We start from the raw sequence: 11,714 nt of genomic DNA on the forward strand, positions 1-11,714 counted from the left end.
TTCAGGCTGAAGCGAGGCGACGAGCCGACTCCCTCACAGGAGAAAGGCGCTCAGCTCAGGCCGGATCAGGCCGGGCTAGGCGCCGTGACACTTCTTGTACTTCTTGCCACTGCCACAGTAGCAGAGATCGTTGCGCCCGATCTTGCGCGGCGGTGCCATCGGCTGCGAGGCGGGAGCGCTGGCGACCGCCGTGCCGCCGCGAGCCTGGCGCCGGCCACTGCTGGCACGCGGGCGGGCACCGTTGCCATCGCTCTTGGCCTGGCCACTGAGGCGCGCGATCTCGTCGACGTTGGTACGCAGATTGCGCGGCAACTGACGCGGCTTTGGCTGCGGGCGTTGCACAGTGACTGTGATCTCGCCGCGCAGCATTCTGAGCAGTCCGTCGACGATATAGTGCTGGATGGCGCGCTTCAGCTCCTCAAACATGCGATAGGCTTCGTTCTTGAACTCGGTCAAGGGGTCCCGCTGGCCCACAGCGCGGAATTGGATGCCGGAGCGCATCACGTCGAGGGCATCGATGTGATCCATCCAGAGGCGATCAACGACCTGCAGCGTGATAGTCCGCTCCAGATCGCGCAGACTGGGTACGCCTTGCCTCCCATGCTCCTCTGCCAGTTCATCGAGGCGACGCCCCTGGGCCTCATAGTGCTCAATGACCAGCTCGCTCAGGCGCTCCTTCAGCTCGTCCTTGCGCAGAGCGTGCAGGTTCTCCGGCAGGAAGTCTTCGGGAACATGGACCCAGCGCTCTACCTGAGTAAAGAGCAGCTCTAGTTCACTCTCATCGTTGATGGCCTGGCCGGGAATGCAGCGATCAACGAGGGCCGCAATCTCGTTGCGGATCATTTCTAGAATGCGCCCGTGCATGTCGGCCTGCTCAAGGACGGCCCGCCGGTCCGCATAGATGACCTCGCGCTGCTTGGCAATAACGTCGTCATATTCGACAACATGCTTGCGGATGTCGAAGTTGTAGCCCTCGACGCGCGCCTGCGTCTGCTCGATGAAGCGGGTCACCAGGGCGCTCTCCAGCGGCGTATCTTCGTCCATGCCGGCGCGCTCCATGAGCCATGAAGCACGATCGGCCCCGAAGCGGCGCAGGAGATCGTCCTCCAGCGAGAGGTAGAAGCGCGAGGAGCCAGGATCTCCCTGGCGCCCTGCACGGCCACGAAGCTGGTTATCGATGCGCCGCGACTCGTGACGCTCGGTGCCTATGACGTGCAGGCCGCCCAACTCAACAACTCGCCGGTGATCCTCTTCGCACTCTCGAATCAGTTTCTGGAGGATCTCGTTTTTCTCTTCCTCGGTCATCCCCTCAATATACTGCCGGATAGCCTCCTCTTTCTCTTCACGCTCCTCTGGCGTGTTTTCCGGCATCTCCCGAATGTAGGAGACATTCTCGGCATGCTTACGCAGAACAGCATCAAAGTAGCTGCTGGGGTTGCCGCCGAGGAGGATATCAGTCCCGCGCCCGGCCATATTGGTGGCAATGGTCACGGCCCCGCTGCGCCCGGCCTGGGCGATGATCTGAGCCTCGCGCTCGTGGTGCTTGGCATTCAAGACATTGTGGGGGATGCCTTCCAGCGAGAGCAGGTGCGAGAGATGCTCAGATTTCTCGACCGAGGTCGTTCCGACTAGAACTGGCTGACCACGCGCGTGGCGCTCTTTGATCTCTCTGACCACAGCGCGCCACTTGGCCTCTTCGGTCCGATAGATGAGGTCGGGCAGGTCCTGGCGGATCATCGGCTTGTTGGGCGGGATGACGACCACGTCCAGTTTGTAGATCTTGTGGAATTCCTCCGCCTCGGTGATGGCTGTACCGGTCATGCCCGCCAGTTTGCGATAGAGGCGGAAGTAGTTCTGAAAGGTGATCGTCGCATAGGTGTGGTTCTCGCGCTGGACCTGTACCCCCTCTTTGGCCTCGATCGCCTGGTGCAACCCTTCGCTGTAGCGTCGGCCCGGCAGCAGCCGCCCGGTGAATTCGTCAACAATGATCACCTGGCCGTCTTTGACAATGTAATCTCGATCGCGCTTAAAGAGCACGTGCGCTTTGAGGGCATTCTCGAGGTAGCGCGTCAGATCAAGATGCTCCTCCGCATAGAGGTTCTGCGTGCCAAGCATGCGCTCCATCTTCTCGATGCCCTCATCGGTCAACATGACCGAGCGCGTTTTCTCGTCGACGGTATAGTCGACCTCGGGCTTGAGCCGCGGCACCAGGCGAGCGAACTTGACGTAGAGATCGGTCGATTCAGGGCCAGGGCCAGAAATGATGAGCGGCGTGCGCGCCTCATCGATCAGGATATTATCGACCTCATCGACGATGGCATAGTTTAACTCGCGCTGCACCAACTGGCTGAGGTCGGTGACCATGTTGTCGCGCAGATAGTCAAAGCCGAATTCGTTGTTGGTCCCGTAGGTGATGTCGGCGGCATAGGCGGCACGTCGCTCGGGACTTTGCGGCTCGACAGCGTTGACGATGACGCCCACGCTCATGCCCAGGAAACGGTAGATCTTCCCCATCCACTCGGCATCACGGCGCGCCAGGTAGTCATTGACGGTGACGACATGGACGCCCTTGCCGGTGAGGGCATTGAGATAGACGGGCAAGGTGGCGACCAGGGTTTTGCCTTCGCCGGTCTTCATTTCGGCGATCTTACCCTGATGGAGCACGACGCCGCCGATGAGCTGGACGTCGAAATGGCGCATGTTGAGGACACGCCGCGCCACTTCGCGCACCACGGCAAAAGCTTCGGGTAAGAGATCGTCAAGGGTCTTGCCCTTGTTGCGATAGCGCCGCGCCAGGTCCTCGCTTAGGGCCTGCATGGCCTCAGCCTTGCAGGCAACCAGCTCCGGGTGCAGATAGGTAAGAATGCGGCTGAGCAGCCGCTCCAGACGTTCATCTGCCTCATCATCGGGATTGCGAGCCCGTCGGCGCTCGTCTTCAAAAATGGCCCAGGCTTTGGCAAAAGCCTGCTGACGCTCCTCCTCCGGCAGTTGCGCTAGATCCGGCTCTACTTCCTGGAGCAAGGCCATGATGGCCTCTTGAGGGTTGGGCGCTTCCTCCGGCCAGATCTGCCGCTCTTCCACCAGATCCATGACCGCCTCAACCCGCAAGGCGTTCAGCGTCGGGTTAAGCCGCTCGTAGCCAGCCTCAAACAGCTCATCAAGAACGTCAGCCAGCCGGTCACGCAGGACCTCCTCCTCATCGCGTCGCCGGTCAAGCTTCTGGCGGTAGTCGGTGATGGCTTCACGGAGCTGCTCGTCGCTGCAGCGTCCGGCCAGTCGATCAACGCTGGTCACCGCCTCGCGGAAGAGCTTCAGTAGTTCGTCCTCTAAAACACGCCCTCCTTTGAGATGGAGGGCAAGCTGTGCGCGGAATTCGGTTGTTTTGGCTGCTAGCTCTTCGTCGCTGAGCTTCTGAATCTCGGGTTCGAGCGCGTTGATCCGATCAACAATCGGTTGGATACGCTTGAGTTCGCGCTGGTTGGGATCTCCCAGAATCTTCGTTAACAGTTGCATGTCGCTCTCTTCTCCTGCAGCCCGGCTGGCATGGTCGTCCGTATCCCTGGCTGGTGTTGGCGGGGTGCCCTCTGACGGCGATGCTACCACTTGACCGGCCCGTGTTCTTATTCATTATATCACACCCTGTCTCTGCGAGGCGCCCCGCTGGTGGCAGTGGCCATCTTGACAGGTGCCTGCGGGTAATGCCACACTCTATAGTAATAAGGCTCTACGACAGGGAGGGAAGGAACGGCCAGAGTAAGCCGCTCTCTGCTCTCTTGCAAAGCTCAGCCGCTTCGCGGACTGTTTCAGGTTCCAGCGGCGTAAGCAGCTCTAGAGGAGAACAGGGCGAGTAATTGGCCAGGTCAGGCTACCAGATGGGCCACTGGTAGCCGCGCCGATTGCCGGCTGATTGACTGGCTAGCCAGGATGTTGCTGGCTGGCTTCCAGCGCCTGCCCCTGCAGTTCCCCTTCCTCCGTTGTCTGCTATGCCTGCCTACCCCAATTCATGACACCGTCTCCAGCGCCTGGCGTGCCGCTGCCGCCTGCCCTCTGTGGCATGAGCAGCCACCAATCAAGTAAGGCGGCAAGGCAATGACCACCATGAAAGGAGGCGATGGCCCAGTATAAGGCAACCACTGCACCGCCCTCGCGAAGAGCCAGGGACCACCCTGCCCTGTTCCCTGTTGGCTGCTGAACTTACCTACTCTGAGTAAGGCGAGACACGCTCTCTTTGTCTCTGGCGCGGGCCAGCCAGCTTCTCTCACCTACCAGATCAGGCTAGCCCACGGGCGCATCGTGGCGTCCACTCCGACCTCCTGGCACGGCAGCGCGGCCTGGCTTAGCCATGACGATTCTGGTCTGGTGTGGTGCCTGGTGCCCTGGTGTCGACCACCGTCGGTCATCTCTTGAGCCTGGCTTTCGCACTGGGGCGAAGACCGGACCGAGCAAGTGTATGGCATGGAGAGCAAAACCAGGATCACCGTAGTCTGGACGCAAGGAGCAAACAGCGATGTTTCACCAGTTACTGACTCCCGTCGCCAATAACCTCTTTCTCTCCTTCCTCGTTGGGATCATTCCCATCGCCGTTGTCCTGATCCTGCTGGGAGTAGTCCGCCTCTCAGCCTGGCTCTCGGCCCTGGTCGGCTTGATCGTCGGACTGCTGATCGCTGTCTTTGTCTGGCAGATGCCCTTTCAGCTAGCGGCCAGCTCCACCATCAACGGCATGACCTTCGCCCTCTGGCCAGTGATGTGGATCGTCTGGAACGCTATGTGGCTCTACAATGTGGCGGTGCGCTCGGGGAAATTCGAGCTATTTCGCCGCTGGATGGTCCATAATGTGCCGGCGGACCGCCGCATTCTGCTGCTGATTATCGGCTTCAGCTTTGGGGCTTTGATGGAAGGCATTTCCGGTTTCGGTACGCCGGTGGCGATCTGCAGCGCCCTCCTGATCGGCCTCGGCTTTGAGCCGCTCGATGCCATTGTCATGACCTTGATTTTCAATACCACACCGGTAGCCTTCGGGGCGCTCGGGGTGCCAATTACGACGCTGCATGGCGTGACCAATTTGCCAACGCTGGCCCTGTCAGCGATGGTGGGACGCCAGCTTCCTATCTTTAGTCTCTTATTGCCCTTCTATGCCCTGGTGGTCTATGCTGGCGTGCGTAGTCTGCGCACCTGCTGGCCCGCAGCGCTGGTGGCAGGCCTCTCTTTCGCTCTGACACAGTTCGCAGTCTCGAACTTTATCGGCCCGGAACTGCCTGATGTGTTGGCTTCGCTGGTGTCGCTGCTGTGCGTCATCCTCTTTGTACAGGTTTGGAAGCCGCGCGATACGGCAGAGTATATGGCGGCCTTTGCCAATGCCAGTTCCGGCCCCAGGGGCGGCAACAGCGAGGAGGGAGCGGCAGCAACCAGCCAGCCAGCGGGCGAGCGCCCGACACTGGGTCAGACATTGCTGGCCTGGTTGCCCTGGTTGCTGGTGAGTGTCGTGGTGATTATCTGGACTTTCGCCGGCGTGGCTAAGATCGGTCAGGTCAATGTGGCTTGGCCTAATCTGCACAATGCTATTTATCTGACCCTCTATAAAAAGCCTTACGCCGCGATCTATAGCTTCCAGCCTCTGGGCACGGGCACGGCTATTCTGCTGGCCATGCTGCTGACGGCAGCAGTGATGATCGCCGCCGGCGCGCGTCCCATTATTCTCTGGCAGGCGCTCATCGATACCTGGCGCCAGTTGCGCTACGCCATTCTGACGGTGATGTTTATCGTGGGCCTGGCCTACCTCTTTAACTACTCAGGGATGTCCTACACCATCGGTCTGGCCATTTCTTCGCTGGGCGTGGTCTTCCCCTTCTTCTCCGTCTTCTTGGGCTGGATCGCCTGTTTCTTGAGCGGGAGCGACACCTCGTCGAATGCGCTCTTCGGCAACTTGCAGGTGGTGGCAGCTCAGCAGCTCAAACTCAGCCCGATCTTGATGGCCGCTACCAATTCAAGCGGAGCTGTGATGTCAAAGATGATTTCGCCGCAGAACCTGACAACGGGCGCCTCAACTATTGGTTTGACGGGCAAGGAGGGCCTGGTCGTGCGCCGAACGTTCTGGCATAGCATTATCCTGGCCTGCCTCTTGGGAGCGATTGTCATGGCTCAGCAGTACCTGGTTCCCGGTATCATTCCACACTAAGGCGCGCCCCTCTGGCGGTTTCGCTCCCTGATGAAGAGAACGTAGCTTAGACGTCTCAGGCCGAAAGGAGCGCGGCCCGCTTGTGCTCTTCTCTCCATCCACTCGCGCCGCGCTCCCCCCACCTTCGCCCCCGAGGCGAGCCAGGCCCCTGCCTGCTAGCTGGGAGTTTGTTTTTCCCTCCCCGGTCCCACTCTGAGCCTAACTATACATTAAAGAGAAGGTGCCCTTTTCTTGCTCTCTTACTAAGCGTAAGCTGATAACCAATTGTTGACCAGAATGTGTCGATATCTCAACTTGACTTTAATGCGATTTTTATTGACACTATATGTAGCTACCTGCTATGCTAGCATAGCGACTTTGGGCTTTGTGCGAGCAAGGGGTCCCGCCGCATCCACCGCCCAAAAGCCAGCAACCGCTTTCTTCGCTGCATAGAGTTGGTCCAAAGAGAAAAATCTCCCCTTTCCTGGCGTTCTTGAAGAAGAGGCGGAAAAAGCTAGCTACAACCGCCGGAGCTGGTTGGCGACTGGATTAGACCGTTACCTGAACACAGAGGTTTTTTGCTCATGAGCAGCCAGTACCCTCAAGGCAGAGCCGGTTCACCAGATGCACGTAGACAACAGTTTGTTATGATGAATCTTTTGCTGCGCGCTGTCTCCGCTATATATACGGTCGATGAACTTTTCCAGTGGCTCTGCTACGCTTTCATTGAACACTTCCAGATCGAGCTGATTGAGTTTTGGACACCGCTGCTGACGCCGGCCCGCACCTCCGTGCTTCATCTGCGCACCATGCTTCCCCGCGATCCCAACCTGCCGGAGCAGATTACGTACAATGAGCAGATGCTGCTGATCGCCCAGCGTCTGGCCTTTGAGCAGCGCCCCATACAGACCTTTTCCATTGAGATGCTCTTTCCTCCGCAGCAGGTGAGCCTGCTGCACCAGTATGCCTGCCACTACTGTCTTGGCGGATTCATGAGCAGCCCTGTTTTACTCCCCGCTCCGCCTGCCACGCCGGGACCCCAGGAGCCGCTACCTTTTGCACTGACCTATCTTTTCTTTACGAGCTATCCGCCTCAAGCGGATCTGCAGCACGCGATTACGACGCTGCTACGGCAGGCGGTCGGCCTGGCTACGCAGCGCGGCTTGCTGCTCCCTTTGCCGACCTCTCCCTCTGCCACGCCGGGGCCGAACATGACGGTTCCCGGCACAGTGCTGGCTTCAATGCGAACGCCCGGCCCAGGCCATCAATCGCAGCCAGTTCCTCTGACCGCCTTGATTCCGCGGCGTAAAGAGGATGCTGAGCTGCTCACGTCAGAAAATCCTTTCGCGCGCTCTGCAGCCATCAGCGATAAGCGCGCTCGCCGTCTGCACGCCGCGATCGACGGCGTCCAGAGCATCGCGGAGTTAGTCCATAGCACGGGTATGGAGCTGGCCGATGTTCTGGCCGCTTTACATATCCTCGTGAAGATGCGACGAGTGGAATTGGTCGATCCCGACGGGCGTCCCGTCAGTGCTGAACGACTCTTTGAGTCTTGAGCCAGCCCGCACCTGCTCCCCGCCGAGGCGCTCTGGCCTGGCTCGCGTCCGACGACTATGCCCTGCCGCGCTCTGGCTTTTTCTCTTTCTCTATCGCTCATCTATTGGTTGGTTGACTGGTTGCTTCTAGCTTTGCTTCGCTAGGAAGGAGGCAGACGTGGGTCTCAGTTGGATGCCCATCGTGCTGGCGATTATTTTGATCACGATTACGCTCTTTGTGACTGTGCGTGTGGTAATTGCCTATCCCCAGGTGCGCAGTACGCGCCTGCTGATGCTGGGAATCTCTATGGGGATGATCGCCCTCACCGGCCTGGCCGATTTGCTGTCGATGCTGGTGACAAGCGTTACTTTAAATACCGACTGGTTCCTTTATTTGGGCCAGGCCTGCGCCTATCTGTTTATTTTGCTCAGCCTTCTCAGCAATTCAGACCAGTATTTGAATGCTCTGCTTCGCCTGCAGATCATGTGTTCGCTGGCCGCTCTGTGTATCGGCCTGCTTTCTCCGATTTTACCTGATCTGCCGAATGTATGGCTCCGCGCCACTCTGAGCGGCTCTCGCTCGCTTCTCTGCCTGGGCATCTTCTATATGTATACGACGGCTCTGCTGAAGAAGCCGACGCGCTTCGCTTTCCTGATGGGCACGGCCTTCCTCTTCCTGGGCTTGGGCTATCTAATGATCTTTCAGAAATATTTCTTCGTGAACTCCTTGCTGATCGATAATATCGGCGACGGCCTGCGGATCATCGGACTGCTGGCGATGCTACTGGCAGTGCTGGGGAGCTGAGGAGGCGCTGTCGAGCCAGAAAGTCAGCAGTCAAGCCAAAAGAGGAGCGAGGCCAGGAAGGGAGGCAGAAGGAGATGAGTCCAGGCCGGCAGAGTTTTCCCCTTCCTGGCCTTACATTCCGTCCCGGTCTTCCTGGGGGTTTCTCTGGCCGCGGCGCTCAGGCGGCGTGGCAGTAGCGTAGCTCCCTTGTTCCGTCCAGAGCCAGGCTGGAGAGCCAGCCTGGCCAGTTCTCTCAGGCCGGCGACTGGTCAGGCGACTGGATGGCTGAGCTAAGGTCTGCGGCCTGGGCCAGGGGCAAGGCAAACCAGAAGGTGGCGCCCTGGCCAGGCTGACTCTCCAGGCCCACCTCGCCGCCATGAAGCTGGATGATGGTGCGACAGATATGCAGGCCCAACCCCAGACCGACCGGCGAACCCTCCTGCACAGGAATGCCCGGCGCGCGATAGAAGCGCTCCCAGATACGTTGTTGTAGCTCAGGCGGAACTCCCGGCCCCTCGTCGCGCACCAAGACGCGCGCCCGCTGCCCTTCGACGCGCAGACGGACCTCTATCGGCCGGTCAGGAGGCGCATAGCGAAGAGCATTGAGCAGATAGTTGGTCAGGACCTGGCCGATGCGGGCGGCATCGACCTCGACAAGGACTTCATCAGCGCTCTCGACGATAAGGCGGATGTCTCGCCCTGGATGTACCTGTTGCTGAGCCTGAACGATTTCACGCACAATAGCGGCAAGATCAAGGCGCCGGCGCACTAGCTGCAAGGTCTCCGATTGAATACGCGAGAAGTCAAGCAGGTCACCTACCAGGCGATCCAATAAGTCGACCTGAGCAATTGAACGGTCGAGCAGCTCGGGAATGCCGGCCAGACGCTGGAGCACAGGATGCGACAGCAAGGGAGAGTGACCAGTCGGGTCCTGCTCCCCGGAATCGTTCTTGTTACTGAGATCGCGACCAAGAGCGCTGGCTTTCTGGAGAAGCCGCTTGATGAGCTGAGCATTGGCCTTGAGGACGGTCAGGGGGGCGCGCAGCTCATGACTGGCAAAGCTGATGAATTCGTCCATGCGGCGATTCGCCTCGCGCAGCGCCAGTACGCTGGCCCTCGCCTCAGCTCGCTCCTCTAGCAGGTGCTCGCGCTCCAGCACGAGGGTCGCCATCCGCGCTACCGCCGCTGCCAGGGCTAATTCCTCGGGACTGTAGCGATGCTCCTCGGCCCCATAGTCTACCGAAAGGATGCCGATCAGGCGCTCCCGCAGACACATGGGAATGATGAGCAACGCTCGTACAGAGTAGCTGCGGATTTGACGTCTCAAATGGCTGAATTCGGGCGCCTCAAGATCAATGTGCAGACTCTCGCCGGCGCGCAGCCGCTCTAACAGGGCCGCAGTGAGAAAGGCGCTCAACGGGGCTCCGAGTACGCTTTCTTGCCAGAGGCGCTCTTGCTGCGGCGTGACTCCAGTGACGACCACATGCTGGACGCGCTCGGTCTCTCGCTCTAGACCGAGCAAGGCAACGCGCCGACAGCCCAATACCTGGCGCGTCAGTTCGCCTAAGCGCAGCATGATCAAACGGGTCTGGCTCTCCCTCTGTCCTTCCTGGATAGGAGCCGGCTCGTTGTCAGCCTGAACCAGGGCTTCGGCCATAGCGAGCAGGGCGCTGAGCGCGGTGTGAGCGCGCTGCTCCAGCCGGCGCCGCGCCGTGACTTCCCGCCCGATCACGAGAGCGCCTATTATCTGACCGCGGCTGCCACGCACCGGCGCCCCGCTAAAGCTAAAGATGGCCTCCCCACCATTGGCAAGCTGCAGGCTGATATCAAGCGCTTGCTCACCCGCAATAGCCTGCCCCTCCTGCAGAATGCGCCTGAGCGGCGCATAGGCGGGAGCCTCGGCCACCAGGAGCGGGGACACCTCGTCTGCCTCTCCCTCCCCGCTTTCTGCTCCGCCCCTGGCCGCCAGGGAGGCCAGACGAGCGTGATCAGGCTGTAAGAGAGGAAGCAGCCGACGCGCCACAGCATTCAGGTAGACAAGGCGTCCGCGTTGATCATAAAGCAGGACGCTGTCACCGATGGCCTCTAGCACGCTCCGCAACTGGCGCCGATATAGCTCAAGCTCACGCCTGCTGATTGCTTCGTCTGTGCAGGAATCGAGCCGCTCCAGCAGCGAACGCAGTTCCTCTTGCTCTCTTGCCTCACGATGCTGGAGCTGTCTCAGCAGGAGCTGCCGCGCTTGCTCGTCAATCGGGCGCGCCCGCTCGGGATAGGCGCTAATCCAGAGATGACAGGCCTGGATGAAGGCAAGTAGGGCCTGCAGCGAGGCATAGGCAGCCGGCGAAAGCAGACGTCGTAGCTCTGACCGCGCCTGCTCTGCCGGCTCGCCCGGTAAGAGGAGAGCCGCAGCCGCCCAAAGCAGCGCCTGCTCTAAGGCCGAGGCCGGCTCGGGCCAGCGCTGCAGGGGTCCGGCCTGCATGGCGAGCAGCTTCAGCCAGGCCGGACCATCTTCGTCACTGGCCGGCAGTTGGAACAGGGTCACAATGGCCGAGACCCCTTGTCCCTGGCTGAGCAGGCGGACAAGCCAATAGTGCAGACATTGCGGCACCTGCCGCCAATAGCTCAGCAGGGCAGAGAGGCGGGCGCGAAAGGTCACGGGCAGCAGGCTGGTACTATCGATCAGCTGCTCCTGTTGCCGCAATAGCTCACACTGCGCCGGCTCAGCCTCAGCGGCAGCCAGATAGGGAGGTGGCAACTCACATGAGTCCGCGTTAGCACTGCTAAACGATTCGCTGCTCTGCATGGATCACCAATGTTGCGGATGGCGCAGGTCTCACAGGGAGAAGGCCAGGCCGCCAGCCCTCTCGCTCTTTCTCACTTCACTATAGTAGAGGGATACAAGTTGCGGAACACAGCCGGCCAGCAGCACCACTTTGCTCCTCCCTCTCCTGCCTGCCCTGCTCTGCAGTCGCTTCCCTCCTCGGCCCGACTCCTATCCATTCAGGCGTCCGTGGGCCAGCGGTTCGCGAATTGGCAAGCGCTGTCTTCACGCAGTCCCTCTCTTAAATGCATAACAAACGAACTAACTAACGTTCAGATGGTTACTGCCAGGGAAAGCCAGCGAAGATGGCAGGCAGGTGGATCGCTTGCTCTTGCGCTCGCTCTCGCCAGACAGGGAGAGCGGGCAGGCGTTGGGCGCGGCCATGACAGTGCAGGGCATGGGCAAGATCTCCTCAGCCAG

6 protein-coding genes are annotated in these 11,714 nt (G+C 60.1%); 3 read left to right on the forward strand and 3 right to left on the reverse strand.

The window, feature by feature from the left end; translation table 11 throughout:
* Nucleotides 1-75: 75 nt before the first annotated feature.
* Nucleotides 76-3,513: a preprotein translocase subunit SecA gene (secA, locus tag AC6H1L_RS05375; RefSeq protein ID WP_497600508.1), complete on the reverse strand. Its 3,438-nt coding sequence runs from the start codon at nt 3,511-3,513 to the stop codon at nt 76-78.
* 994 nt (nt 3,514-4,507) lie between these two features.
* Between secA and AC6H1L_RS05380 the strand changes: the two genes are divergently transcribed.
* From AC6H1L_RS05380 to AC6H1L_RS05390, 3 genes are all read left to right on the forward strand, one after another.
* The gene (locus AC6H1L_RS05380; RefSeq protein ID WP_497600509.1) at nt 4,508-6,175 is read left to right on the forward strand and encodes an L-lactate permease; all 1,668 of its coding nucleotides are present in this window, start codon (nt 4,508-4,510) and stop codon (nt 6,173-6,175) included.
* Nucleotides 6,176-6,801: 626 nt separating this feature from the next.
* Nucleotides 6,802-7,710: a hypothetical protein gene (locus AC6H1L_RS05385; protein WP_497600510.1), complete on the forward strand. Its 909-nt coding sequence runs from the start codon at nt 6,802-6,804 to the stop codon at nt 7,708-7,710.
* Between the two features lie 157 nt (nt 7,711-7,867).
* A complete protein-coding gene (locus AC6H1L_RS05390) occupies nt 7,868-8,494 on the forward strand; it encodes a hypothetical protein (protein WP_497600511.1) in 627 nt (208 codons plus the stop codon).
* Between the two features lie 232 nt (nt 8,495-8,726).
* Here the strand turns inward: AC6H1L_RS05390 and AC6H1L_RS05395 are convergent, their stop codons facing one another.
* A complete protein-coding gene (locus AC6H1L_RS05395; protein ID WP_497600512.1) occupies nt 8,727-11,276 on the reverse strand; it encodes a sensor histidine kinase in 2,550 nt (849 codons plus the stop codon).
* 279 nt (nt 11,277-11,555) lie between these two features.
* Complete coding sequence (locus AC6H1L_RS05400) at nt 11,556-11,693, reverse strand: hypothetical protein (RefSeq protein WP_497600513.1); 138 nt, start codon at nt 11,691-11,693, stop codon at nt 11,556-11,558.
* Nucleotides 11,694-11,714: the final 21 nt, after the last annotated feature.

This window comes from Thermogemmatispora argillosa (genome assembly GCF_059696725.1).

Bases quoted from the DNA above. Each gene is read 5' to 3' on its own strand.
- AC6H1L_RS05380 (WP_497600509.1), top strand. From the start codon at position 4,508: ATGTTTCACCAGTTACTGACTCCCGTCGCCAATAACCTCTTTCTCTCC.
- AC6H1L_RS05385 (WP_497600510.1), top strand. From the start codon at position 6,802: ATGATGAATCTTTTGCTGCGCGCTGTCTCCGCTATATATACGGTCGAT.
- AC6H1L_RS05395 (WP_497600512.1), bottom strand. From the start codon at position 11,276: ATGCAGAGCAGCGAATCGTTTAGCAGTGCTAACGCGGACTCATGTGAG.
- AC6H1L_RS05400 (WP_497600513.1), bottom strand. From the start codon at position 11,693: ATGCCCTGCACTGTCATGGCCGCGCCCAACGCCTGCCCGCTCTCCCTG.
- secA (WP_497600508.1), bottom strand. From the start codon at position 3,513: ATGCAACTGTTAACGAAGATTCTGGGAGATCCCAACCAGCGCGAACTC.